We start from the raw sequence: 23,137 nt of genomic DNA on the forward strand, positions 1-23,137 counted from the left end.
TCAGGGTTCGCTTTCTTACTTCTTGACCGAGCCGAAGTGGGCGATGACCCGGCCGAGGACGTTGAGCAGCAGGACGAGGATGATCAGGGTGAGGGCGGCGCCCCACATGCGCTCGGCGGCGGTCGCGAGCGCGAAGTCGCCGCGGTCCTGGTTGATCATCATCGGCAGCGTCGGGAAGTTGCCGTTGAACAGGTCGCGCTGGAAGTTCTTCGTGTAGGGCGCCAGGATCAGCAGCGGCGCCGTCTCGCCCATGACGCGGGCGATGCCGAGCAGGACGCCGGTGACGATGCCCGAGAACGCCGTCCGCAGCACGACCTTGACGACGGTGACCCACTTGGGGACACCGAGGGCGTATGCCGCCTCGCGCAGCTCGTTGGGGACGAGCTTGAGCATCTCCTCGGTGGAGCGGACGACGACCGGGATCATGAGCAGCACGAGGGCGAGGGACGCGGCGACGCCGGAGCGGGCCAGTCCGAAGGTCGTCACCCAGACGGCGTAGATGAACAGGGCCGCGACGATCGACGGCACGCCGGAGAGGATGTCGACCGTGAAGCTGATCGCGCGCGCGAGGGGGCCGCGGCCGTACTCGACGAGGTAGACGGCCGTCAGGATGCCGATCGGCACGGCGATGAGGGCCGTGAAGCCCACCATCGTCAGGGTGCCCTCGATGGCGTGGCGGGCGCCGCCGCCGAAGTCGTCGGAGTTGATGTTGCGCTGGTTGCCGGTCCACCAGGTCATCGTCGTCAGCATGCTGAAGCCCTTGACGAGCACGGTGCCGAGGATCCAGACGAGCGGCATCATCGCCAGGGCGAAGGCGGCCCACATGACGACGCGGGCCACGGCGTTCTTGAGGGCCCGGGCCCGGTGCGGGTGGTTCATCTCGGACAGCGCGTCACGCCCGGTGCCGCCCCCGGGAGGCGTGGGCGCGTCCGCCGTGGAGCCGTGCTGGTTCCCGCCGGCGACGGGGCCGCGGGTGGACCGGCCCTCGGGCGCGCGGTCGTCGGGCATGCGGCGGTCGATGGCGGCGGTCATTCGGTGAAGGCCTTCCTGCGCTCGATGACGACGCGGGCGATGCTGTTGACGACGAAGGTCAGCACGAACAGGACGAGACCGGCCGCGATGTAGGCGCCGGTCTTGTTGGGGTTGCTGAACTCGGCGGCGTTGTTCGCGATCTTGGAGGCGAAGGTCTCGCCGCCGTTGAAGAGCGACCACGTCCAGGGGCTGCCGTCCGAGAGCGCCGAGACGAGGAAGGTGACGGCGATGGTCTCGCCGAGCGCGCGGCCGAGGGCGAGCATCGACGCGGAGATCACGCCGGGGCGGCCGAAGGGCAGGACGGCGGTGCGGATCATCTCCCACTGCGTGGCCCCGAGCGCCAGCGCGCCCTCCTTGTGCGCTGCGGGCGTCTGGGCGAAGACCTCCCGGGACAGGGCCGTGACGATCGGCAGCACCATGATGGCGAGCACGATGCCGATGAAGAAGATGGTGCCGCCGCTGATGCCGGTCTTGGCGAAGAGGGGGAACCAGCCGAGGGTGTCCTCGATCCAGCCCTGGACCGGCTTGAACACCGGCGCGAAGGCGATCAGGCCCCAGAGGCCGTAGACGATCGAGGGCACGGCGGCGAGCAGGTCGACGAGCGCGGCCGCCGGCCCGCGCATCCACGTCGGCGCGTACTGCGTCAGGAAGAGTGCAACGGCCACCCCGACGGGGACGGAGATGACCATCGCGAAGGTCGAGGAGGTGACCGTCGTCCAGAGGAACTCGAGGATGCCGAAGGCGGGCTTGTCGCCCCCCGGCGCCCACACCCGGCTGGTGAAGAAGCTCGCCGAGTTGTCGAGCAGCGCCGGCACGGCCTGCACCACGAGGAACACTGCGATGAGCGACACCAGCGCGATCACGAGGATGCCGGAGAGGGTGGAGGCGCCGCCGAAGATGCGGTCGCCGAAGCGTCCCGTGGATGCCTTGTCCGCCTGCAGGGGCGCTTGCCCGTCGGGTCCGGGGGTCTGGTCCGCCGTGGACACGCCCGTCACTGTTGACACGTGGAGGCCTCTTCCTTCGGTTGCGTGCTACTGGCGCGGGGGCGGACACCGGTCTCGGCGCCCGCCCCTGGGCGGTCGACCTCGTCGGTGTTCGCCGGCGAGGTCGGTTGGATCAGGAGATCGCGCTCACCGCGGTCTGGACCTTGGTGGCGACCTCGGCGGGAAGCGGGGCGTAGCCCTTGGACTGGAGCTGCTTCTGCACCGCGTCGGAGGCGAAGGTCTTGAGGAAGCTCTTGGCCTTCTTGCCCGTGGCGGCGTCGGCGTACTTCGAGCAGACGATCTCGTAGGTCACCAGGACGATCGGGTAGGCCCCGGCCTCCTTCGTGGCGTAGTCGATCTTGAGTGCGAGGTTGTTGCCCGTGCCGGTCTGCTTGGCCGTGGCGACCGTCTTGCCGACCGAGTCGGCGGTGAGCTCCACCGGGCCCGAGCCGTTGTCGATCTGGGCCATCGGCAGCTGGTTCTGCTGCGCGTAGGACAGCTCGACGTAGGTGATGCCGCCGTCCTGGCCCTTCACCGCGGTCGCGACACCGGCGGACTTCTCCTTGCCCTCGCCCTTGCCGGTCCACTTCTTGCCGGTCTCGTAGGACCAGGCGTCGGGAGCGGCGGCCTTGAGGTACTTCGTGAAGTTCTCGGTCGTGCCGGACTCGTCGGAGCGGAAGAAGACCTTGATCGGGGTGGACGGGAGCGTGACGCCCTTGTTGAGGGCGGCGATCGCCGGGTCGTTCCAGGTGGTGATCTTGCCGTCGAAGATCTTGGCCGCGACCTCGGCGTTGAGCACGAGCTTGTCGACGCCCTTGACGTTGTAGGCGATGGCGATGGGGCCGGTCACCATCGGGATGTTCCAGGCCTCGGAACCGCAGGCGGCCTTGGCGTCGTCGGCCTCGACCTTGCCGTCCTTGGGCGTGGTCTTCAGGGCCGAGTCGGAGCCGGCGAAGTCCACCTGCTTGGCGATGAACTGCTTGATGCCCGCGCCCGAGCCGGTGGGCTGGTAGTCGATGTTGGCGTCGCTGCAGGCGTTCTGGTAGGCCTTGATGGCCTCGTCGATGGCGTTCTTCTGGGCCGAGGATCCCTCCGCCTTGAGGTCGCCGGAGAAGCAGTCGCCGGCCGCGGTGGAACCCGCCGCGGCTCCCGTGGAGCCGGCTGCGGGAGCGGAGCCGTTGTTCTCCGACGCGCAGGCCGAGAGCGCAAGAGCGCCGGACAGGGCGATGGCGCCGAGAGCGCTGATACGCGAAACAGACACGAGTGTGATCCCTCTCGATGGGGTGTTCCTGGTGGTCTCCCGGTCACTCCGGGCGACGGTGCTGGACGTTCATCCACCGCGAAGATAGGTGGGCCGGATGACCAGCCGCCCACGTTGGGTGAACACCGGGTGAACGGGGGACGACGTCTTGGTTCCGCGCCCCGGCTCAGGATGCGAGTCGCGGCCGGCGGGCACACGATGAAGGGTTAGGAGCGGGCTGCGACGAGGTCAGGTGTCGACGCGTTCGACCTCGACCACGCGGGCGCTCTCGCCGCGTCCGACGACGTGGCACACGAGCACCTCGCCCTTGCGCATCGACTCGCTGGCCGCAGTGCGCAGCCGCTCGCCGACCTGCTCTCCTCGTTCGGGGGAGGAGTCCACTCGCGGGTGCAGCAGAGCCAGGAGCGTCGGCAGGACCGGGCCGTGACTGCACAGCGCCGCGGGCTCGGCGCGATCGAGGAGCCGCCGGACCTGGCGCGCGGCACCGTCCCCGCTCTCGGCGAAGCCCTCCTCGGACAGGGAGTCCCGGGTGCGCAGGCGCAGACCCCGCGCGGCGGCATACGGCTGGACGGTGGAGACGCAGCGAGCCGACGACGACGAGACGACTCGCGTCACGCCGTAGGCGTCGAGGACGTGGGCGACCGCGGCCGCCTGGGCGCGGCCCACGGCGTCGAGGGGGCGCTTGCGGTCGTCGCGGTCCCACGCGCTGCGCGGTACGGCCTTGGCGTGGCGGACCAGGAGGAGGGGCCAGGAGGTGAGCTCGCACGCGCGGTCGGCGCGGATGAGCGCGAGCAGCTGCTCGCGGTCGCGGGCGTAGTCGAGGCGGTCGTGCGCCGTGCGCACGTCGACCCAGGCGACCTCGTCGATCTCGTGCTCCAGCCGGCCCTCGCCCCCGGTGACCTGGGCGGCCCAGTAGTGGACCTGCTTGGTGGCCGGCCCGCCCGTCGAGTCGAGCACGGGGTACTCGGCCGAGGGTAGGGGCACGCCGAGCCGCACGACGAGCCCGGTCTCCTCCAGGGTCTCGCGGGCTGCGGCCACGCAGGCCTGCTCGCCCGGGTCGAGCTTGCCCTTGGCCCAGGACCAGTCGTCGTACTTGGGCCGGTGCACGAGGGCGACCTCGAGGACCCCTTCACGGCGGCGCCAGGGCAGCGTGCCGGCGGCGGGGATCACGGAGGCCACGCGCGCCAGTCTGCCCGATCCCGGCTCGGGTGGCGCGCTCGTGGTCACAGCGTGGCCCCTTCGGTCGTATGCCGTCGCGTGCGTGTGCCGTCGCCGTGCGGTGTGCCGTTCAGCGCCGGCGCGCCTTGCGGCGGCGCTTGTCGTGGCGCTCGATCAGCACCTCCTGCAGGTCATCGAGCGGCTCGCCGGTCTCGGACAGGTGGTGGCGCACCCACCGGCCGTCCGAGCCGAGGTCCCAGCGCGACGTCGTCTCGGCGAAGGCGAGCGCGAGGAGGTCGGACAGCTCCGTGATGTGGTCGGGTGCGGCGATGCGCACGAGGGCCTCGACGCGGCGGTCGAGGTTGCGGTGCATCATGTCGGCGCTGCCGATGTAGACCTGGGGGTCGCCGCCGTGGTCGAACCAGAAGAGACGGGAGTGCTCGAGGAACCGGCCGAGGACGGAGCGGACCCGGATGTTCTCGGAGAGCCCCTCGACACCGGGCCGCAGCGCACAGATGCCGCGGACCCAGATGTCGACGCGCACGCCTGCGATGCTCGCCCGGTAGAGGGCGTCGATGAGCGCCTCGTCGACCATGGCGTTGGCCTTGATGACGATGCGCCCCGGTGCGGCGCCCTCGTGCCGCGACTCGTGCAGCTCGACCTCGTCGTCGATCAGGTCGATGAGCCCGGAACGCACCGTGCGGGGCGCGACGAGCAGGCGCTTGAACTTGCTCCGCGGCGCGAACCCCGACAGGAGGTTGAACAGCCGCGAGAGGTCCTCGCCCACCTGCGGGTCGGTGGTGAAGAGCCCGAAGTCCTCGTAGACACGGGCCGTCTTGGGGTTGTAGTTGCCGGTGCCGATGTGGCAGTAGCGCACCAGGCCCTCGGGCTCCTGGCGCACGACGAGGCAGAGCTTGGCGTGGGTCTTGAGGCCCACCACGCCGTAGACGACGTGGACGCCGGCCTCCTCGAGCTTGCGTGCCCACGAGATGTTGTTGACCTCGTCGAAGCGCGCCTTGATCTCCACGACGGCGAGGACCTGCTTGCCGGCCTCGGCCGCGTCGATGAGCGCGTCGATGATGGGCGAGTCGCCGGAGGTGCGGTAGAGCGTCTGCTTGATCGCGAGGACCTTCGGGTCGTTCGCGGCCTGCTCGATGAAGGCCTGTACCGACGTCGAGAAGGAGTTGTAGGGGTGCTGGACGAGCACGTCCTTCTGCCGCACCGCGGCGAGCAGGTCGATGGCCTTGGCGCTCTCGGTCGGCGCGAAGTCCGGGTGGGTGCGCGGGAAGAACTTCGGGAACTCGAGGTCGGAGCGGTCGACGTCGGCGATGGTGAAGAGCCCGCGCAGGTCGAGCGGCGTGGGCAGCATGTAGATCTCGCGGTCGCTGATCTGCAGCTCGCGCGCGAGCATGTCGAGGACCTTGGGATCGATGTCGTCCTCGACCTCGAGGCGGATCGGCGGGCCGAACCGACGCCGGGTCAGCTCCTTCTCCAGGGCCGTCAGCAGGTTCTCGGCGTCGTCCTCCTCGACCTCGAGGTCCTCGTTGCGGGTGACGCGGAAGCTGAAGTGCTCCTGCACCAGCATGCCGGGGAAGAGCTGGTCGAGGTGGCTGGCGATGACGTCCTCGAGCGGCACGAACCGCTTGCGCTCGACCTCGGCGTCGATGTCCTCCTCGACGAGGATGAAGCGCGGCAGGCTCGGCGGCACCTTGACCCGCGCGAAGTGCTCGCTGCCCGTCTTCGGGTTCTGCAGCAGCACGGCGAGGTTGAGCGAGAGCCCCGAGATGTAGGGGAACGGGTGGGCGGGGTCGACGGCCAGCGGCGTGAGGACCGGGAAGACCCGGTCGGCGAAGAAGTAGTGCAGTGGCTCGCGGTCGTCCTCGTCGAGGTCGTCCCAGCGCACGATGGTGATGCCCTCGTCGTCCAGGGCCGGGCGGACCTCGTGCTGGAAGACCGAGGCGTGCTGCTGCATGAGCTCGTGGGCGACCCGTGCGATGCGCTCGATCAGCTCGCGGGGCTCGAGCCCTGCTGCCGTTCGCACGGCCAGGCCGGTGGCGATGCGGCGCTTGAGGCCCGCCACGCGCACCATGAAGTACTCGTCGAGGTTGTTGGCGAAGATCGCGAGGAAGCGGGTGCGCTCGAGGAGCGGCACGGCCGGGTCCATCGCGAGCTGCAGGACGCGTTCGTTGAACTGCAGCCACGACATCTCGCGCTCGAGGTAGCGGTCGGCGGGCAGGTCCTGCTCCTCGGCCGCCCGGGCGCCGGTCCCGACGAAGCGACCGTTGGGAGCGCGCGGGGGGACGCGTCGGCTCGCGACGGTGCTCGTGAAGGAGCTGACCTCGGCGGCCTCGGTGGCCGCCTCCTCGCCGACGGCGTCACGCGTCCCCGCGGGCGAGGCCGCGCGCTCGTCGAGATCGGTGGGGGTGAGGCTGCCGGTGCTCATGCAGCCATCGTGGCACCGATGAGTGACGTCCGCGGGCTGTCGTCTCAGCCGGAGGGCGACGAGGCGGCGCCCGAGCCGGCGTCGGGCCCATCGGGTCGTGCGAACTGGCGGTGGACCTCCACGTCCTCGAAGCCCAGCGCCGTGTAGGTGCGCACGGCCGCGACGTTGTCCTCGTCGACGTAGAGCACGACGCGGTCCAGCCCGAGAGAGCGCAGGTGGTCCAGGCCCAGGACCGTCACCGCGCGGCCGAGGCCCTGACCCTGGCGGTCGGGGGAGACGGCGACGACGTAGACCTCGCCCACCTCGCCGCCCGGCGGGTCGACCTTGGTCCAGTGCGAGGCGGCCAGGACGTCGGGGTGGTCGGCCTCGACGACGAGGATCAGCCCCGCCGGGTCCCACCACGGCTCCGCCATGCGCAGGTCGAGGTCCGCCCGGGTCCAGGAGCCCTGCTCCGGGTGGTGCGCGAAGGCGGCTGCGTTGAGCCGCAGCCACGCCTCCTCGTCGCGTCCGGGCTCGAAGGAGCGGACGGCATACCGGTCGTCCAGGGAGGCAGGCGGCCAGAGCGGCCCCGAGCGCAGGGAACGCCCCATCACGTGGAGGGCGCGCACGGGGACGAGCCCGTTCGCGGCGGCGAACGCGGAGGCGGCGTGTGCGGCGTCGCCGCTGGCGTGGCTCCACAGGCGTATGCCGTCCGCCAGCCGTCCGAGCAGTGCCGTGCCCACCCCGGTGCGCCGGGCCCCCGGCGCCACGACGAGCTCCGCGGACGGTGCTCCGTCGGCGGAGTCGCGGCTCTGGGCATAGCCCACGAGGGCGCCGTCCTCGCTCGCGGCGAGCACGTGCTGCACGCCCGAGTGGTCACGCGCCTGCACCGACAGCCGGAACTGCTCCGACAGCGGCGGCGAGCCGTCGACGGCGGCTGCGTCAGCAGCCAGCGCCAGCACGGCGGCTGCCTCGTCGGCAGTGAGCGGGTTCGTCGCGTCGCGCAGGGCGACCGTCGGGCGCGGCATACGGCGATTCCACCACAGGGCTCCGTGGACCTGTCGGCTGTCCGGCCTGCCCGCTATCGTCCCTTTCGGGGCACGGGGGCCCCGCACAGGCAGCTCCACCGAGGGCGGTCCTGACCGTCGCTCGCCGTGTGCTCGCAGTTCACGACACCGTTAGGCAGCAAGGCCCAAAAGGAACACTCCGGGCATTACCCTCCCGGGGTGCCCTCGGGCACGCGACCCACACCGCTGACAAGGGGAAGACCATGTCCCGAACCACCCGCCGCATCACCGGCGTCGCCGTCGCAGGGATCTGCGCCGCGGCGCTCGCGGCACCAGCCCTGGCGGCTCCCGCCGCGGGCTCCGCCACGGGCCCTGACACGAGCACGGCCCCGGGCAAGACGCAGCTGAAGATCCAGATCCTGTCGTTCAACGACTTCCACGGCAACCTCGAGGCGCCGTCGGGCTCGAGCGGCCGGATCCTCACGAGCAAGGGCAACGTCGACGCAGGCGGCGTCGAGTACCTCGCGACCCACCTCAAGCAGGCGCGCGTCGGCCACCCCAACACCGTGACGGTGGCCGCCGGTGACATGGTCGGGGCCTCCCCGCTGCTGTCCGCGGCCTTCCACGACGAGCCGACCGTCGAGGCCCTCAACAGCCTCGGCCTCGAGGCGACGTCCGTCGGCAACCACGAGTTCGACGAGGGCTACAAGGAGCTGCAGCGCCTCCAGAGCGGCGGCTGCATCGACGACGGCGCCGGCGCCGCCAACCAGAACTCCTGCCCCGACGGCACCTTCACCGGTGCGAAGTTCCAGTACCTCGCGGCCAACGTGGTCGAGAAGGCCACGGGCAAGACGATCCTGCCGCCCTACTGGGTCAAGAACTTCAACGGCGCCAAGATCGGCTTCATCGGCATGACGCTGAAGGAGACGCCGTCCATCGTCACGGCATCCGGCGTCGCGGGCCTCGAGTTCAAGGACGAGGTCCAGACCGCCAACGCGCTCGTGCCCGTCCTCAAGGCCCAGGGCGTCAACGCCATCGTCGTCCTCGTGCACCAGGGCGGCACCCCGCCGGCCAACACGCCCTACGACTACACGTGCAAGGGCGGTGGCTCGCTGTCGGCGGACTCGCCGATCATCCCGATCGTCAAGAACCTCGACCCGGCGATCGACATGGTCATCTCGGGCCACACGCACCAGCCGTACGTGTGTGCCATCCCGGACGCCAACGGCGTCCCGCGCCTGGTCACGTCGGCGTCGTCCTTCGGGCGGCTCTACAACGACACCGAGATCACCTACGACCGTCGCACCTCGGACATCGTCCGTCCGACCGAGGCCGACTCGGTCAACAACATCGTGACGCGCTCCGTCACCGCGGACCCGGCCCAGACGGCGCTCATCGCCAAGTACAAGGACCTCGTCAAGGCCATCGCGAGCAAGATCATCGGCACCATCTCGACCGACATCGTGCGCGCGCAGAACTCCGCGGGTGAGTCCCCGCTCGGTGACCTCATCGCCGACGCCCAGCTCGCCGACACCTCGGTCGTCACGGGCGGCCAGACCCCGGTGGTCGCCTTCATGAACCCCGGAGGCATCCGGACCGACCTCAACTACGCCAACTCGAAGTACGGCGAGGCACCCGGTGCGGTCACCTACGAAGAGGCCTTCAACGTCCAGCCGTTCAACAACTACCTCGTGTCGATGAACCTCACGGGCCAGCAGATCTACGACGTCCTCAACCAGCAGCGGACGGGCTCCAACGCCGGTACGGCCGCCAAGATGCTGCAGGTCAACAAGGGCTTCACCTACACGTGGAGCACGGCCACGCAGAAGGTCGTCGAAGGCACCGTCGCGATCAACGGCACGCCGGTCGACAAGGCCGCGACGTACCGCATCGTGACGAACAACTTCCTGTCCGACGGCGGCGACAACTTCCCCGCCTTCAAGGACGGCACGGCCAAGTACTTCGGTGGGCTCGACATCGACGCCTTCGCCAACTACCTGTCCAAGCCGGAGAACGCCAACTACGCCCCGGCCCCGGCCACGCGCATCACCGCGGTTCCGTGACCCGTCCGGCCTGAACCGCGAACGTCCGACGCGGCCCGTCCCCGACCCGGGGGCGGGCCGCGTCCGTGTGTCCTGCGGTCCTCGCGCGTGACTCGCCCGTGTGCCGCCGGTGTCTCGGCCGGGCCCACCACAGGGCAGGTGCCCCGTTACACGTCGGCGGGCTGGCTGGCCGGCGCCTCGGCGCGGTCGGGCACGAGGCGGTAGCCGACGTTGCGGACCGTGCCGATGAGGGCCTCGTGGTCCGGTCCGAGCTTGGCGCGCAGCCGCCGCACGTGCACGTCGACGGTGCGGGTGCCCCCGTAGTAGTCGTAGCCCCAGACCTCCTGCAGCAGCTGCGCCCGCGTGAAGACGCGGCCGGGGTGCTGCGCGAGGTACTTGATGAGCTCGAACTCCTTGTAGGTCAGGTCGAGCGGCTGCCCCCGGAACTTCGCCGAGTAGCTGGCCTCGTCGATGACGAGCTCGCCCGAGGTGATCGGCATGTCGAGGTCGGGCTCGTCGCTCTGTCCCCTGGTCATCGCCAGGCGCAGGCGCGCGTCCACCTCGGCAGGGCCGGCCGAGTCGAGCAGGACGTCGTCCAGGCCCCACTCGGCGGTGAGCCCGGCGAGGCCGCCCTCCGTGAGCACCGCCAGCAGGGGCGTCCCGATGCCGGTGGTACGCAGCACCCGGCACAGGGAGCGGGCGCTGGCCAGCTCCCGGCGGGCGTCGACGACGACGACGTCGCAGTCGGGCGCCTCGACGAGGGCGGTCGCCTCGGCGGGGAGGATGCGGACCGTGTGGCTCAGCAGCCCGAGCGCAGGCAGTACCTCGGCGCTCGGGGCGAGCGCGTTGGTGAGCAGCAGCAGTCGGGCCATCTCGTGCAGGATAGGCGAGACTGGACACCGGCCGACCTGACGACACCAAACGATGAGACGGAGCGACATGGCCTCGAACGCACCGGAGCCCGGCACCGTGGCAGCGGCGCAGACGGCGGACGCGGCTCCGGTCGCGAGCGTCACCGTCCGCTACTGGGCGGCGGCAAGGGCTGCCGCGGGCACCGACAGCGACTCCCAGCAGGGTGCCACCGTGGGAGACGTGGTCGACGCCGCCGCCTCGGCGCACCCCGGTCTCGAGCGCGTCACGCGCGTCGCCAGCTTCCTGCTGGACGGGCGCAAGGTCGGTCGCGAGGAGCCGGTCGCCGCCGGGGCCACCGTCGAGGTGCTTCCGCCGTTCGCCGGCGGGTGATGCACAATGGCGCCCGTGCCTGACGATGATGCGGCCCGCCGCGAGCCGAGCACCGGCCAGGGCTCGGACCGCGACACCGGCGGCGCCGTCCTGGACGGGCAGGGGAGCCTCGCCCCGGCCGCTCAGCCCGGCTCGCTGTCGCCCACGGCGGCCGACGGCATCGGCTGGGTCACCCTCGTCACGACGGTCGCCGCCGCCGGAGCCCTGCTCGTCGCCATGTCCAGCGGGTATGCCGCCGCGCTCGGTGTCACGCTCGTGCTCGCTCTCGCCCTGGCCGCGGGGTGGCCCCTGCTGACCGGGTCGCGCACGCCGGCCGCGACGTCGGCGGTGCTGGCCGTGTCGGCGGTGGCCATCGTGCTGAGCGCGGTGCGTCGGGACCTTCAGTGGGTGCCGGCCGCGGTGGCGTTCGGCATCGTGCTGTCCTTCCTCACGCAGCTGGGGCGCCGTGCCGGCCGTGAGGGGCTCGTGCTCACCCTGCTCTCCTCCTTCGGCGGCCTGGTCGTCATGGCCTCGGGGGCGACGGCCGTCGTCGCGGTCGACGACGCACATGGCCGGGCCGTGGCGGTGGTCGCCATGGCGGCGGTGGCCGCCGGGGTGGCCGGCGACCTGTTCGCCGGGGCACGGGCGCTCGCCCGGTGGCTCGGCGTCATCGCCCTGGGTGCGGGGATGCTGGTGGCCGTCCTCGCTGCTTCCCGCACGGGTCAGGTGGGGACCCTCCAGGCGCTGGGCATCGGCGCCGCGGCCGGGGCCGGCTCGTGGGCGTTCCGGCGCATCTTCTCGCTCGAGCCGGCCATGCTGACCGCTCGCGGCCAGGTGGCGGCCGCCACGGGATCGGTCCTCGCGGTCGGCGCCGTCGTGTGCCTCTTCTCCCTCCTCACCTGACCCCCCCGCTCCACCGTCGAGAGGCCACGTGTGGCCGCCCCCGACCCGTCGAGTGGCCACGTGTGGCCGCCCCCGCAACGTCGAGTGGCCACGTGTGGCCGCCCCCGCAACGTCGAGTGGCCACGTGTGGCCGCCCCCGACCCGTCGAGAGGCCAACCCGGGTGGGTGGGCTCAGTAGACGAGTGCCTGCGCTCCCGGCGCCAGGACCTCCTCGACGAAGACGGCGGCGCCCTTGACGACGGCCCCGTCGACCAGCTGCTCCTGCGTCAGGTCGCGACGGGCAGCGCACTGCGTGCAGACCGTGAGCCGGCCACCGAGCAGGACCGCGTCCCGCAGCTCGACGAGCGGGGCGGCATACGGCAGCTCGAACTGCTCCGCCCGGCCGGGCACCGCCATCCACGTCGACTCTCCCGTGAGCCAGAGCGACACGTCGACGCCGCTCGCGACGGCGGTGGCGGCGACCGTGAAGGCCTGCGAGAGGCGCTCGGGCGCCTCCGTCCCGGCGGTGACCTTGACGACGAGGGAGCGAGCCGGGGTGTCCATGGCCTCAGGCTACGATCGGGCGCATGTTCAACCTCGACCAGGACATCCCGGAGCCGCTGCGTCCCCTCGCGTGGCTCATCGGACGCTGGGAGGGCGCCGGGGTCGTGGGCTACCCCACGATCGAGTCCGCGCACTTCGGCCAGGAGGTCGAGGTCACCCACGACGGACGCGGCTTCCTCAAGTGGGAGAGCCGCGCCTGGATCCTCGACTCGGAGAACGGCGCCAAGGTCCGCCCGGCCGCGGTCGAGTCCGGCTTCTGGCGCCCTCTCGAGAACGGCGAGGTCGAGCTGCTGCTCGCGCACCCGACCGGCATCCTCGAGCTCTACTACGGCCGGATCGAGCCGGCGAAGATCCAGCTCAAGACCGACGGTGTGCTGCGGGCCCCCGGGGCCAAGGAGTACAACGCGGCGACGCGGATGTACGGCCTCGTCGAGTCCCAGCTGATGTGGGTCATGGACATGGCCGCCGTCGGCCAGGAGCTGCAGAGCCACGTGTCCGCCACCCTGAAGCGCGTCGAGTGACGACGGAATGAGGCGTATGCCGTGGGCGTTCCACCGGACATGAGCGACGTCGATCTGCCCACCCGTCCCACGACGGCCCCGAGCCCCCTGCTGTCCCGGCCGGGTGCGGTGGCCGGTGAAGGGCTGGAGGGCTCTGTCGCCATCCACTACGGCGACCCGATGCGCGAGCAGCGCCTCCTCGAGGAGGGGCTGGCCGTCGTCGACCTCTCGAACCGCGACGTCGTCACGGTGACGGGCCCGGACCGGCTCAGCTGGCTCCACTCGCTCACCACCCAGCACCTGCTGGGGCTGGCGCCCCGCCAGTCCCGTGAGGCGCTGGTCCTCACCCCCAAGGGCCACGTCGAGCACTCCCTGCACCTCGTCGACGACGGCGAGACCACGTGGATCACGACCGAGCCGGGCGCCGGCGCGGCGCTCGCGGAGTGGCTCGACAGGATGCGCTTCATGCTGCGCGTCGAGGTCGCCCTGGTCACCGACCAGTGGGCGGTGCTCGGCGAGCCGCACGCGCAGGAGTCCGCCGAGGGTGAGCCCCTCGCGTGGCGCGACCCGTGGCCCGAGCTCGTCGGCGACACGACGGCATACGGCCCCGTCGACGACCACCCCGGGACCGAGCGCGCCTGGCGGGAGGTCATCGTGCCCCGGGCGGATCTCGTTGCGGCAGTGGGCGACCGGCCGCTGGCCGGCCTGTGGGCCGCTGAGGCCCTGCGCATCGCCGCCTGGCGTCCGCGCCTGGGGCAGGAGACCGACCACCGCACGATCGTGCACGAGGTCGACTGGCTGCGCACGGCCGTGCACCTGCACAAGGGCTGCTACCGCGGCCAGGAGACGGTTGCCCGGGTCCACAACCTCGGCCGTCCGCCGCGCCGGCTCGTCTTCCTGCACCTCGACGGCTCCGGCCACGTGCTTCCGGCAGAGGGCAGCGCGGTCCGGGCCGGCGACCGTGTCGTCGGGCACCTCACCTCCGTCGGGCGCCACCACGTCGACGGGCCCATCGCGCTCGCGCTGGTCAAGCGCAACACCGATCCCGAGCTCGAGCTGATGGTCGAGGACCTCTCGGCGGCCCAGACGGTCATCGTCGCGCCCTGACGCGCGCTGAGGCGCTCTCGCGACGCCGTCCCGGCGCGGGCCCGCGCGCGCACTGCCGCTGGCAGGATGACGCCATGAGCCCTGCACGCAGCGTCGCGAGCACCCTGATCACCGTCGCGCCCACCGGCGCCGAGAGCGCCAAGGCCGACGTGCCGGCCCTGCCGACGACGCCCGAGGAGCTCGTCGAGACGGCCGTGGCGTGCGAGCAGGCGGGGGCCGCGCTGATCCACATCCACGTGCGCGACCGGCAGCACGAGCCCACGCTCGACCCGGTGCTCCTCAAGGAGGCCGTCGACGGTGTGCGCGAGGCCACCGACCTCGTCGTCCAGCTCTCGACCGGTGGGGCCGTCACAGACCCCCTCGACAAGCGGCTGACGGTCCTCGAGGCCGACCCGGACTCATGCTCCCTGACCTGCGGCACGACGAACTTCGGTGACGGGGTCTTCCTCAACCCGTGGGGCTTCATGGTCGAGCTCTACCGCCAGGCGCAGGAGCGGGAGGTGGTACCCGAGTTCGAGATCTTCGAGCTGGGTCACGTCCACGCCCTGCGCCGCCTGCTCGACGAGTGCGGGCTGCCCTACGGCGGCAAGGTCCACGTCGACTTCGTGACGGGCGTTCCCGGAGCGATGCCCGGCACGCCACAAGCCCTCCTCGCGGGCGTCGCGATGCTCCCGCCCGAGGTGACGAGCTGGTCCGCGACCGGGATCGGCCGCGCGCACCTGCCCATCGCCGCCGCAGCCCTGTCCGCCGGCGGCCACCTGCGGGTCGGCATGGAGGACAACCTGATGTATGCCAAGGGCCGCCCGGTGGCGCACAACCGTGAGCTCGTGGCCCGTGCCGCCGAGCTCGCGACGCTCCTGCAGCGTTCGCCGATGACGACGACCGAGGCGCGCGAGGCGCTCGCGATCAAGGACCGCCGCACCCGCTGAGACCGCGTCGGCTGGGCGGTTTCGGACGTCGACTGCGCACGCCCCGTAGCGGGTGGCGACGTGTGGGACGGCTCACGCTTCCCAGAGTTTGCATTTTGCTTGCTGCAGTTAGCACAATGGAGGGGTGAGCAAGCTGCCGCTACCCGACCTCGGGGCGTACCTGCGCGAACAGCGCGAGAACGCCCAGCTGTCGCTGCGCCAGCTGGCCGAGATGGCGGGAGTCTCCAACCCCTACCTGTCGCAGATCGAGCGAGGGCTCAAGCGCCCGAGCGCCGAGATCCTGCAGCAGATCGCCAAGGGGCTGCAGGTCTCCGCCGAGTCGCTCTACGTCCGGGCCGGCATCCTCGACGAGCGGGTCGCCGACACCGACCCTGCCGCCGTGCCCAGCGTCCTCTCCGCCATCGCGGCCGACCCGGTCCTGACCGACCGGCAGCGCGCGGTGCTCGTCGACATCTACGTCTCGTTCGTCGGGGAGGGCGCCACAGCGCCCGCGCCGTCTCTCTCCACAGACCCGGCCGACGATGCGGACGCAGACCCGATCGAAGACCCGAACACGGACCACCCGACGCCCGCTGCGCCACCACCAGCGCAGCGCCGTCGCCCCCCGCGGAGCAGCACTGCGCCCGCGACCCCCGAGCTCAACGAGAAGGAGAACTGAGATGGCTCTCAACAAGAAGATCACCCAGGCGGTCAAGGACGCCCAGAAGCAGGCGGAGGCCGCCGTCGCCGACGTGCGCGGCCAGCTGGGCCAGATCGACGGCCGCATGCCGGAGGTCCAGGTCGACCCGACGCCGTTCTACGCCGTCGTCGGCGCCGCCAACATCGCGATCGACACCGTCCGCACCGCGGGTGAGCAGCTCGAGGTGGCGCGCAAGCAGGCCAAGGGCGTCGACCTGCGCAAGGGCGCCCAGAAGGAGGCCAAGGAGCTGCAGAAGGACCTGCAGAAGCGCATCGTCGACCTCCAGAGCCGCACCGCCGAGCTGCAGAAGCTCGCGACGACGTATGCCGAGCGCTTCGTCTCGCAGGCCCAGGAGCTCCCGGCCCGCGTCCTCAACGACGGCCTCGTGCTGGCGAGCAACGCCAAGGACCAGTACGACGCCGCGGCCGCCCGGGGCGAGAAGATCGTCACCGACCTGCGTGCCCAGGGCGAGCGCACTGCCTACGACCTCGCCGAGCGCGGCACCGCCACCGTGGCCCGTGGCCGCCGGATGGCATCGACGACCGTCGCCGAGGGCGGCAAGGTCGCCAAGACGGTCCGTGACGTCGTCGCCGACGACGCCGCGAAGCTGGGCTCGCAGGTCGGGTCCTCGGTCGGGGCCGTCGAGTCCGCTGCGGAGCCGGTCGAGCCCACGCGTACGGCTGCGCACGAGCAGGCGATCCGCCGTACCGCCGCGGAGAAGGCCGCTGCCACCCGCAAGGCCAACGCGGTCGAGGGCACGACGACCCGCAAGGTCGCCGCCCGCAGCTCCGCCACGACCGACGACCCGCAGGCCACGGCCGCCCGCAAGACGGCTCCGGCCAGGAAGGCCGCCAAGCGGGCGACGCGCAAGACGGCCGCCGCCACGAGCGGTGCGGCCAAGAGCGCGGCCAAGACCGCCACGAAGAGCACGGCCAAGCGCACGACGAAGAGCACGAAGAGCGCCGCCAAGAAGCCCACGCCGGCGACGAAGTCCGCCGACTCGGCCTCGGCCTCGAGCTCCAGCTGAGGCCGCCGGCCGGCCGGCAGACGGTCGGCCGGGTCACGACCGGCAACGACAGGGCCGCCACCCACGGGGTGGCGGCCCTGTCGCGTCCCTCCGGCATACTGCGGGACGTGTCGGATCACCTCGCCCCGTCCACGTCCGCCCTCGCTCCCGGCCTCGGCTCGAGCCCGATGACCAGCCGCGCCTCCACGCCCGTCAGCGCGGCGCTCGCCGACGCCCCGGTCGTCGCCCACGTGGTGCGCGGCGGGTTCGTCGAGTCGGTCCACCACGGCACCGCCGTCGTCACGGCTCCCGACGGCTCGGTCGAGCTCGAGATCGGCGACTCCAGCGGCCCGGTCTTCCCTCGCAGCTCGAGCAAGCCGCTGCAGGGGCTCGCCATGGTGCGCAGCGGCCTGGCCACGGACGGCCGGCTGCTCGCCCTGGCGTGCGCCAGCCACTCGGGCGAGGACTTCCACGTCGAGGCGGCCCGCGAGATCCTCGCCGGCGCTGGGCTGACCGAGACGGCGCTGCAGAACACGCCCGACTACCCCTATGACGACGCCGCACGCATCGCCTGGATCGCAGGCGGCCGGCCCAAGCAGTCGATCGTGCAGAACTGCTCGGGCAAGCACGCCTCGATGCTGGCCACGTGCGTCGTCAACGGGTGGGACCTCGCGACCTACCGTGACCCCGAGCACCCGCTGCAGCAGGCGGTGCTCGACACGGTTCGCGAGCTGACCGGCACGGAGCCGAGCGCCGTCGCCGTCGACGGCTGCGGCGCCCCCATCCACGCCGTGCCACTGCACGGGCTGGCGCACTCCTTCGGTCGGCTCGCCTCCGCGACGGACGGTCCCGAGGCCAAGGTCGCGAGGGCCATCCGAGACTTCCCCGAGTACCTCGGCGGCACCCACCGTGACGTCACGGCCCTGATCCGGGGCGTCGACGGGCTCATCGCCAAGGACGGTGCCGAGGCGGTCTACGCCGTGGGCCTGCGAGACGGCCGGGGGATCGCCCTGAAGGTGGCCGACGGCACGTCCCGCGCCCGCAGCGTCCTGCTCGCGGCCGTGATGCGGCGCATCGGCGTGGGCGGCGACGAGGTGCTCGAGACGCTGGAGCGCCAGCCGGTGCTCGGCCACGGCCAGCCCGTCGGCGCCGTCGTCGCCGTCGGTGTCTGACCGCTCGGCACCGGGGCGAGTCCCGTGAGGGCGGTGCTGCAGCGCGTCACCCGGGCGCAGGTCGAGGTCGACGGTGAGGTCGTCGGGGCCATCGACCGGCAGGGGCTCCTCGCGCTCGTCGGCGTCACGCACGGCGACGGACCCGAGCAGGTCGAGCGCATGGCGCGCAAGATCGCCGAGCTGCGGATCCTGCGCGACGAGCAGAGCCTGCTCGACGCCGGTGCGCCCGTCCTCGTGGTCAGCCAGTTCACGCTCTACGCCGACACCCGCAAGGGGCGCCGCCCCTCGTGGAGCGCCGCGGCGCCCGGTCCGGTGGCCGAGCCCGTGGTCCAACAGCTCGTCGCCGCCCTCCGGGCGCGCGGCCTGGAGGTGGAGCAGGGCCGGTTCGGCGCCATGATGGAGGTCTCCCTCGTGAACGACGGCCCGGTCACCCTCGTCGTTGATGCCTGAACGGCGTCGGGCCCAGCGCGAGCTGTGGTCCCGGACAACCCGGCGCCGTCGGTCGGGCGGGTTACGCTTCTGGCATGCAGCTGTACTCGGGGTTCCAGAGCATCGTCCTCGTCGGGCTCGGCGTCGTGGCGCTGGGGTGCGAGGTGTTCTCGTTCGTCGACGCCCTGCGCCACCCCGAGGCCGCCTACGTCGCGGCCAGCAAGCGCACGCGCACGTTCTGGCTCGTGCTGCTGGGTGTCGCTCTCGCGGTCGGCTTCGTGTCGGTCTTCAACCCGCTCACGATCTTCGGGCTGCTGGCCTTCGTCGGCTCGGCGGTCTACCTCGCGGACGTGCGGCCGGCGCTGCGCCAGGTGCGCGGGATCGGAAAGCGCTCCGACAACGGCTGGTGACGCGCGCTCGCGGGTCTGGCGCCCGGGGCGGCCCCGCTAGGGCACACTAGGGGCTCATCGACGAGGGGAAACCATGACCCAGCTGCACAGGAACGGCGCCGCCGTCTCGGCGCTCGAAGCGGAGCTGCACGAGCACGACCACGACCTGGCGCCGGCGCACACGCCCGAGGACTACGACCTCGGCGACCGCAACCCCGCCGAGGACATCTTCGTCGCCGAGCGGCCCTGGGGGCAGTTCCAGCAGTTCGTGTCCAACGAGCAGGTCACGGTCAAGATCATCACCGTCCAGCCGGGCCACCGCCTGTCCCTGCAGCGCCACGACCACCGCGGTGAGATGTGGCAGGTGCTCGACGTGCCGATCGACGTGACCGTCGACGACCGCACGTGGTCGGCGCAGCCGGGCGAGACGGTCTGGGTGCCGCGCAACGCCGTCCACCGCATGGGCAACTCGGGCGACCGGCCCGGCCGCCTGCTCGAGGTGGGCTTCGGCCACTTCGACGAGGCCGACATCGAGCGCCTCCAGGACGACTACGCCCGCTGAGGGCGACGTCGCCGACGCGCACGAGGACGTATGCCGCCGGGCCCGCCCGGCGGCATACGCGCGCCCAGGGTGTGGTCCCGGCCGGCGGGTCAGGCCGTCGGCGCCACCGCGGCCCAGTCGACGGTGAGCTCGCCGAGCCGCCAGCGGGAGGGGCCGTCGAGCAGCGGCCAGCGCTCGCGCACCTCGGCGACGGTGCTGAGGAAGCGCTGCCGTGCTCCCCAGGAGGATCGGGGTGCGCTGCGGGCCCAGGCTCGGTCGAGGTCGGTGAGGAAGGCGTGCACCGGCTCGCCCGGCACGTTGCGGTGGATGAGCGCCTTCGGCAGCCGCTCGGCCACGGCGGAGGGACGCTCGAGGCCTCCCATCCGCAGCGAGACGGTGAGGCTCACCGGGCCCGAGGCGTCGACGGCGACCCAGGCGGCGCGACGCCCGATCTCGTCGCAGGTGCCGTCGACGAGCAGCCCGTCCGGCGCGAGCCGCTCCTGCACGAGCGACCACGCCCCGGCGACCTCGTCCTCGGCGTACTGGCGCAGCACGTTGAAGGCGCGCACCACCGTGGGCCGTACCCCGCCGTCCAGCGGCACCTCGAAGCCGCCGAGGCGGAAGCTCAGCCCGTCGCGCTCGAGGGGCCGAGCAGCGGCCACCCGCGCCGGCTCGATCTCGATGCCGACGACCTGCACGTCCTCGCGGACCGCGCGCAGCCGGTCGTGCAGCTCGACCGCGGTGATGGGCGAGGCGCCGTAGCCCAGGTCGACGACCACGGGCGGCTGCACGCTGCGCCGCAGCCGCCAGGCCTGCGGACCGGCGATCCACCGGTCGCAGCGGCGCAGCCGGTTGGGGTTGGTCGTCCCCCGCGTCACGGTCCCCACGGGGCGCTGGCGGGAAGGCACCCGCGCAGGGTACGCGGATCGCCCCGGTTCGAGGTATTCCGCGACCACGGGCGAGCATGGAGGTTCCCGACGGAATACCTCGGCCGGGAGGTGGGTTGTCGTGAGGACGAGCAGGCGAAAGACCGAGCAGGTCTTGCAGGACGAAGGGATGCCGATGTCGGTCCAGCCGAAGCGCGTGGCCATGATCAGCGTGCACACCTCGCCGCTGGAGCAGCCGGGCACCGGGGACGCCGGCGGCATGAACGTCTACGTCGCGGAGACGGCCAAGCAGCTCGCCGCCCGCGGCGTGGAGGTCGACATCTTCACCCGGCGCACCACCGGCGAGACGCCCGTCGAGGCCGAGCTCGTGCCCGGGGTGCGGGTGCGGCACGTGACGGCCGGCCCCTACGAGGGCCTGGCCAAGGAGGACCTGCCCGGCCAGCTCTGCGCCTTCTCCGCCGGCATCATGCAGGCCGGGCTCTCGGTCCCCGAGGACCACTACGACCTCGTGCACTCGCACTACTGGCTCTCCGGGCAGGTCGGCTGGCTCGCCGCGGACCGGTGGCGCGTCGCCCTCGTGCACACCATGCACACGATGGCCCGGGTGAAGAACCTCCACCTCGCCGAGGGCGACCGGCCCGAGCCGCGCGGCCGCGAGATCGGCGAGGTGCAGGTCGTCGAGGCCGCCGACCGGCTCATCGCCAACACCGACGACGAGGCGCGCGAGCTGGTCGAGCTGTATGCCGCCGCGCCGCGGAAGGTGTCCGTCGTGCCCCCGGGCGTCGACCTCGACACCTTCACCCCCGGTGACCGCCTCGCCGCCCGCCGCGAGCTCGGCCTGCCGCTCGACGGGGAGCTGCTGCTCTTCGTCGGCCGGATCCAGCCGCTCAAGGCCCCCGACGTGCTGCTGCGGGTGGCGGACGAGCTGCTCCGCCGGGACCCCGCTCGCCGGGAGCGCCTCACGGTGGCGGTCCTCGGCGGCCCCAGCGGCAGTGGCCTGGACCGGCCGCACGAGCTCGAGGAGCTCGCCCGCGTGCTCGGCATCGAGGACGTCGTGCGCTTCGTGCGGCCGGTGCCGCGACCGGTGCTCGCGCAGTGGTACCGCGCCGCCGACCTCGTCCTCGTCCCCAGCCACTCCGAGTCGTTCGGGCTCGTCGCGATCGAGGCGCAGGCCTGCGGCACCCCGGTCGTCGCCGCCCGCGTCGGTGGCCTGCCCACGGCCGTGGGTGAGGCCGGCGTCCTCGTCGACGGCCACTCCACGCCCGACTGGGCCGACGCCGTCGAGTCGCTCCTGCGGGACACGCCGGGGCGTCTGGCCCTGGGCTCTGCCGCGGTCCGACACGCGGCGCAGTTCGGCTGGGGTGCCACCACGGACCGGTTGCTCGACGTCTACCGTCAGGCCATGCGAGAGCGCGCCAACGGCAGCACCGAGCCACCCGTCGACGAGGCCCGGACGCTGGTCGGGGTCCCGACGGCGGTGATCCCGTGAGCGACCTTCCCGGCGAGGGCGGCCGGCCCGGAACCGCGCACGGCGCCGAGGTCGAGCACGGCACCGGCCCGGCGGCGGACGCGGAGGCCCGCCTGACGGCATACCTTCGCTCGGTGGGTCTGGAGTGGGAGCTCGGTGGGCGGCCGGGGGAGTACGTCGTCACCCTGCCCGGCGAGAAGAAGCTCAAGACCGTCGTGTCGGTGCTGGTGCGCGACCGGACGACGAGCCTCAGCGCCTTCGTCATCCGCAACCCCGACGAGAACCACGAGGCCTTCTACCGCGCGCTGTTGCGCAAGAACCTGCGGCTGCAGGGGGTCGCCTACGCGATCGACGGTGACGGCGACGTCTACCTGCGCGGTGAGATGGCCACCGTGGCCGTCGACGCCGGGCACCTCGACCAGCTCTTCGGCGTCGTGCTGGCCGCGAGCGACGACGTCTTCAACGAGCTGCTCGCCCTGGGGTTCCTCGGCTCGATGAAGAAGGAGTGGGCCTGGCGGGTCTCGCGGGGCGAGTCCACGCGCAACCTCGACGCCTTCCGTCACCTGCTGGACGACGACGCGGGGGCCTGAGGGGCCCTCGATAGGGTGGCCGCCATGACCTACACGCTCGTGCTCCTCCGCCACGGCGAGAGTGACTGGAACGCCAAGAACCTCTTCACCGGCTGGGTCGACGTCGACCTCAGCGACAAGGGCCGCGCCGAGGGCGTGCACGCCGGTGAGCTGCTCAAGGAGGCCGGCGTGCTGCCCGACATCGTGCACACCTCGCTGCTGCGCCGGGCGATCACGACCGCGAACGTCGCCCTCGACACCGCCGACCGCCACTGGATCCCGGTCAAGCGCGACTGGCGCCTCAACGAGCGGCACTACGGCGCGCTGCAGGGCAAGAACAAGAAGCAGACCCTCGAGCAGTTCGGCGAGGAGAAGTTCATGGAGTGGCGCCGCTCCTACGACGTGCCGCCGCCGCCCATCGACGAGGACGACGAGTTCTCGCAGCACGGCGACCCGCGCTACCACGGGCTCGGCCCGGCGATGCCCGACACCGAGTGCCTCAAGGACGTCGTGGCGCGCCTGATGCCCTACTGGGAGAACGAGATCCAGCAGGACCTCGCCGACGGCCTCACCGTCCTCGTCGCCGCCCACGGCAACTCCCTGCGTGCGCTCGTCAAGACCCTCGACGGCATCTCCGACGAGGACATCGCCGGCCTCAACATCCCGACGGGCATGCCGCTCGTCTACGAGCTCGACGACTCGTTCCGTCCCGTGACCCCGGGCGGGCGCTACCTCGACCCCGAGGCCGCCCGTGCCGCCGCGGAGGCCGTCGCCAACCAGGGCCGCTGACCGCCCCCGCCGGGCCTACCCGGCCCTGCCCACCCCCCTGCGCTCAAACCGTCGAAAGGCCACGTGTGGCCGGATGACGGCAGTCGAAAGGCCACTTCTC

At 72.1% G+C, this 23,137-nt stretch carries 24 protein-coding genes; 15 read left to right on the plus strand and 9 right to left on the minus strand.

Annotation, left to right across the window (positions count from 1 at the left end; genetic code table 11):
• Nucleotides 1-15: 15 nt before the first annotated feature.
• The 6 genes from pstA to mshD all read right to left on the minus strand — a co-directional run bounded on the left by pstA (nucleotide 16) and on the right by mshD (nucleotide 7,884).
• A complete protein-coding gene (gene pstA, locus ABD241_RS12995) occupies nucleotides 16-879 on the minus strand; it encodes a phosphate ABC transporter permease PstA (protein ID WP_425580775.1) in 864 nt (287 codons plus the stop codon).
• Between the two features lie 149 nt (nucleotides 880-1,028).
• Nucleotides 1,029-2,018: a phosphate ABC transporter permease subunit PstC gene (gene pstC / locus ABD241_RS13000; RefSeq protein WP_425580763.1), complete on the minus strand. Its 990-nt coding sequence runs from the start codon at nucleotides 2,016-2,018 to the stop codon at nucleotides 1,029-1,031.
• A 130-nt stretch (nucleotides 2,019-2,148) separates the two neighbouring features.
• Nucleotides 2,149-3,276, minus strand: a complete 1,128-nt coding sequence (gene pstS / locus ABD241_RS13005) for a phosphate ABC transporter substrate-binding protein PstS (RefSeq protein WP_344063093.1) — start codon at nucleotides 3,274-3,276, stop codon at nucleotides 2,149-2,151.
• Nucleotides 3,277-3,504: 228 nt separating this feature from the next.
• On the minus strand, nucleotides 3,505-4,455 hold the full coding sequence (locus ABD241_RS13010) for an NUDIX hydrolase (RefSeq protein WP_344063096.1): 951 nt from the start codon (nucleotides 4,453-4,455) through the stop codon (nucleotides 3,505-3,507).
• A 109-nt stretch (nucleotides 4,456-4,564) separates the two neighbouring features.
• A complete protein-coding gene (locus ABD241_RS13015) occupies nucleotides 4,565-6,877 on the minus strand; it encodes an RNA degradosome polyphosphate kinase (RefSeq protein ID WP_344063099.1) in 2,313 nt (770 codons plus the stop codon).
• A 44-nt stretch (nucleotides 6,878-6,921) separates the two neighbouring features.
• The gene (mshD, locus tag ABD241_RS13020; protein ID WP_344063102.1) at nucleotides 6,922-7,884 is read right to left on the minus strand and encodes a mycothiol synthase; all 963 of its coding nucleotides are present in this window, start codon (nucleotides 7,882-7,884) and stop codon (nucleotides 6,922-6,924) included.
• A 242-nt stretch (nucleotides 7,885-8,126) separates the two neighbouring features.
• Here mshD and ABD241_RS13025 point away from each other — a divergent pair, with 242 nt between their 5' ends.
• Nucleotides 8,127-9,926 carry a bifunctional metallophosphatase/5'-nucleotidase gene (locus ABD241_RS13025; RefSeq protein ID WP_344063105.1) on the plus strand — a complete coding sequence of 600 codons (1,800 nt, stop codon included), beginning with the start codon at nucleotides 8,127-8,129 and terminating at the stop codon, nucleotides 9,924-9,926.
• Nucleotides 9,927-10,072: 146 nt separating this feature from the next.
• Here ABD241_RS13025 and ABD241_RS13030 read toward each other — a convergent pair whose 3' ends face one another.
• Nucleotides 10,073-10,777 carry a response regulator transcription factor gene (locus ABD241_RS13030; protein WP_344063108.1) on the minus strand — a complete coding sequence of 235 codons (705 nt, stop codon included), beginning with the start codon at nucleotides 10,775-10,777 and terminating at the stop codon, nucleotides 10,073-10,075.
• A 67-nt stretch (nucleotides 10,778-10,844) separates the two neighbouring features.
• Here ABD241_RS13030 and ABD241_RS13035 point away from each other — a divergent pair, with 67 nt between their 5' ends.
• Complete coding sequence (locus ABD241_RS13035; protein ID WP_344063111.1) at nucleotides 10,845-11,147, plus strand: MoaD/ThiS family protein; 303 nt, start codon at nucleotides 10,845-10,847, stop codon at nucleotides 11,145-11,147.
• A 6-nt stretch (nucleotides 11,148-11,153) separates the two neighbouring features.
• Entirely contained in the window at nucleotides 11,154-12,029 is an 876-nt protein-coding gene (locus tag ABD241_RS13040) for a hypothetical protein (RefSeq protein ID WP_344063114.1), read from the plus strand.
• 171 nt (nucleotides 12,030-12,200) lie between these two features.
• On the opposite strand, the gene ABD241_RS13045 is transcribed toward ABD241_RS13040, so the two are convergent.
• Nucleotides 12,201-12,572: a DsrE family protein gene (locus ABD241_RS13045; RefSeq protein ID WP_344063116.1), complete on the minus strand. Its 372-nt coding sequence runs from the start codon at nucleotides 12,570-12,572 to the stop codon at nucleotides 12,201-12,203.
• Nucleotides 12,573-12,595: 23 nt separating this feature from the next.
• Between ABD241_RS13045 and ABD241_RS13050 the strand changes: the two genes are divergently transcribed.
• The 9 genes from ABD241_RS13050 to ABD241_RS13090 all read left to right on the plus strand — a co-directional run bounded on the left by ABD241_RS13050 (nucleotide 12,596) and on the right by ABD241_RS13090 (nucleotide 19,345).
• On the plus strand, nucleotides 12,596-13,093 hold the full coding sequence (locus tag ABD241_RS13050; RefSeq protein ID WP_142222500.1) for a heme-binding beta-barrel domain-containing protein: 498 nt from the start codon (nucleotides 12,596-12,598) through the stop codon (nucleotides 13,091-13,093).
• A 39-nt stretch (nucleotides 13,094-13,132) separates the two neighbouring features.
• Complete coding sequence (gene ygfZ, locus ABD241_RS13055) at nucleotides 13,133-14,179, plus strand: CAF17-like 4Fe-4S cluster assembly/insertion protein YgfZ (RefSeq protein WP_344063123.1); 1,047 nt, start codon at nucleotides 13,133-13,135, stop codon at nucleotides 14,177-14,179.
• A gap of 74 nt (nucleotides 14,180-14,253) precedes the next feature.
• Nucleotides 14,254-15,108 carry a beta-keto acid cleavage family enzyme gene (locus ABD241_RS13060; protein WP_344063126.1) on the plus strand — a complete coding sequence of 285 codons (855 nt, stop codon included), beginning with the start codon at nucleotides 14,254-14,256 and terminating at the stop codon, nucleotides 15,106-15,108.
• A 124-nt stretch (nucleotides 15,109-15,232) separates the two neighbouring features.
• On the plus strand, nucleotides 15,233-15,766 hold the full coding sequence (locus ABD241_RS13065) for a helix-turn-helix domain-containing protein (RefSeq protein WP_344063129.1): 534 nt from the start codon (nucleotides 15,233-15,235) through the stop codon (nucleotides 15,764-15,766).
• A gap of 1 nt (nucleotide 15,767) precedes the next feature.
• Nucleotides 15,768-16,814, plus strand: a complete 1,047-nt coding sequence (locus tag ABD241_RS13070; protein WP_344063132.1) for a prolipoprotein diacylglyceryl transferase — start codon at nucleotides 15,768-15,770, stop codon at nucleotides 16,812-16,814.
• Between the two features lie 167 nt (nucleotides 16,815-16,981).
• The gene (locus ABD241_RS13075; RefSeq protein WP_344063511.1) at nucleotides 16,982-17,965 is read left to right on the plus strand and encodes an asparaginase; all 984 of its coding nucleotides are present in this window, start codon (nucleotides 16,982-16,984) and stop codon (nucleotides 17,963-17,965) included.
• A gap of 24 nt (nucleotides 17,966-17,989) precedes the next feature.
• The gene (gene dtd, locus ABD241_RS13080) at nucleotides 17,990-18,415 is read left to right on the plus strand and encodes a D-aminoacyl-tRNA deacylase (RefSeq protein ID WP_344063135.1); all 426 of its coding nucleotides are present in this window, start codon (nucleotides 17,990-17,992) and stop codon (nucleotides 18,413-18,415) included.
• Between the two features lie 74 nt (nucleotides 18,416-18,489).
• Nucleotides 18,490-18,804, plus strand: coding sequence for a DUF2516 family protein (locus ABD241_RS13085; protein WP_344063138.1), 315 nt, complete (start codon nucleotides 18,490-18,492; stop codon nucleotides 18,802-18,804).
• 73 nt (nucleotides 18,805-18,877) lie between these two features.
• Nucleotides 18,878-19,345: a phosphomannose isomerase type II C-terminal cupin domain gene (locus ABD241_RS13090; protein ID WP_344063141.1), complete on the plus strand. Its 468-nt coding sequence runs from the start codon at nucleotides 18,878-18,880 to the stop codon at nucleotides 19,343-19,345.
• 89 nt (nucleotides 19,346-19,434) lie between these two features.
• Here ABD241_RS13090 and ABD241_RS13095 read toward each other — a convergent pair whose 3' ends face one another.
• Complete coding sequence (locus ABD241_RS13095) at nucleotides 19,435-20,232, minus strand: class I SAM-dependent methyltransferase (protein WP_344063145.1); 798 nt, start codon at nucleotides 20,230-20,232, stop codon at nucleotides 19,435-19,437.
• Between the two features lie 154 nt (nucleotides 20,233-20,386).
• On the opposite strand from ABD241_RS13095, the gene mshA reads away from it, so the two are divergent.
• The 3 genes from mshA (at nucleotide 20,387) to ABD241_RS13110 (ending at nucleotide 23,037) form a co-directional block, all read left to right on the plus strand.
• Nucleotides 20,387-21,700: a D-inositol-3-phosphate glycosyltransferase gene (mshA, locus tag ABD241_RS13100; protein WP_344063148.1), complete on the plus strand. Its 1,314-nt coding sequence runs from the start codon at nucleotides 20,387-20,389 to the stop codon at nucleotides 21,698-21,700.
• Between the two features lie 92 nt (nucleotides 21,701-21,792).
• The gene (locus tag ABD241_RS13105) at nucleotides 21,793-22,269 is read left to right on the plus strand and encodes a YbjN domain-containing protein (protein WP_344063514.1); all 477 of its coding nucleotides are present in this window, start codon (nucleotides 21,793-21,795) and stop codon (nucleotides 22,267-22,269) included.
• Between the two features lie 24 nt (nucleotides 22,270-22,293).
• Complete coding sequence (locus ABD241_RS13110; RefSeq protein ID WP_142181130.1) at nucleotides 22,294-23,037, plus strand: phosphoglyceromutase; 744 nt, start codon at nucleotides 22,294-22,296, stop codon at nucleotides 23,035-23,037.
• The last annotated feature ends 100 nt before the right edge of the window (nucleotides 23,038-23,137 follow it).

The sequence above is a fragment of the Terrabacter lapilli genome (assembly GCF_039531305.1).
GTDB classification, from domain to species: Bacteria; Actinomycetota; Actinomycetes; order Actinomycetales; family Dermatophilaceae; genus Terrabacter; species Terrabacter lapilli.

Bases quoted from the DNA above. Each gene is read 5' to 3' on its own strand.
- ABD241_RS13110 (WP_142181130.1), top strand. From the start codon at position 22,294: ATGACCTACACGCTCGTGCTCCTCCGCCACGGCGAGAGTGACTGGAAC.
- ABD241_RS13050 (WP_142222500.1), top strand. From the start codon at position 12,596: ATGTTCAACCTCGACCAGGACATCCCGGAGCCGCTGCGTCCCCTCGCG.
- ABD241_RS13030 (WP_344063108.1), bottom strand. From the start codon at position 10,777: ATGGCCCGACTGCTGCTGCTCACCAACGCGCTCGCCCCGAGCGCCGAG.
- ABD241_RS13025 (WP_344063105.1), top strand. From the start codon at position 8,127: ATGTCCCGAACCACCCGCCGCATCACCGGCGTCGCCGTCGCAGGGATC.
- ABD241_RS13075 (WP_344063511.1), top strand. From the start codon at position 16,982: ATGACCAGCCGCGCCTCCACGCCCGTCAGCGCGGCGCTCGCCGACGCC.
- ABD241_RS13045 (WP_344063116.1), bottom strand. From the start codon at position 12,572: ATGGACACCCCGGCTCGCTCCCTCGTCGTCAAGGTCACCGCCGGGACG.
- ABD241_RS13035 (WP_344063111.1), top strand. From the start codon at position 10,845: ATGGCCTCGAACGCACCGGAGCCCGGCACCGTGGCAGCGGCGCAGACG.
- ygfZ (WP_344063123.1), top strand. From the start codon at position 13,133: ATGAGCGACGTCGATCTGCCCACCCGTCCCACGACGGCCCCGAGCCCC.
- mshA (WP_344063148.1), top strand. From the start codon at position 20,387: ATGTCGGTCCAGCCGAAGCGCGTGGCCATGATCAGCGTGCACACCTCG.
- ABD241_RS13060 (WP_344063126.1), top strand. From the start codon at position 14,254: ATGAGCCCTGCACGCAGCGTCGCGAGCACCCTGATCACCGTCGCGCCC.
- mshD (WP_344063102.1), bottom strand. From the start codon at position 7,884: ATGCCGCGCCCGACGGTCGCCCTGCGCGACGCGACGAACCCGCTCACT.
- pstA (WP_425580775.1), bottom strand. From the start codon at position 879: ATGAACCACCCGCACCGGGCCCGGGCCCTCAAGAACGCCGTGGCCCGC.
- ABD241_RS13070 (WP_344063132.1), top strand. From the start codon at position 15,768: ATGGCTCTCAACAAGAAGATCACCCAGGCGGTCAAGGACGCCCAGAAG.
- ABD241_RS13015 (WP_344063099.1), bottom strand. From the start codon at position 6,877: ATGAGCACCGGCAGCCTCACCCCCACCGATCTCGACGAGCGCGCGGCC.
- ABD241_RS13090 (WP_344063141.1), top strand. From the start codon at position 18,878: ATGACCCAGCTGCACAGGAACGGCGCCGCCGTCTCGGCGCTCGAAGCG.
- ABD241_RS13085 (WP_344063138.1), top strand. From the start codon at position 18,490: ATGCAGCTGTACTCGGGGTTCCAGAGCATCGTCCTCGTCGGGCTCGGC.
- ABD241_RS13040 (WP_344063114.1), top strand. From the start codon at position 11,154: ATGGCGCCCGTGCCTGACGATGATGCGGCCCGCCGCGAGCCGAGCACC.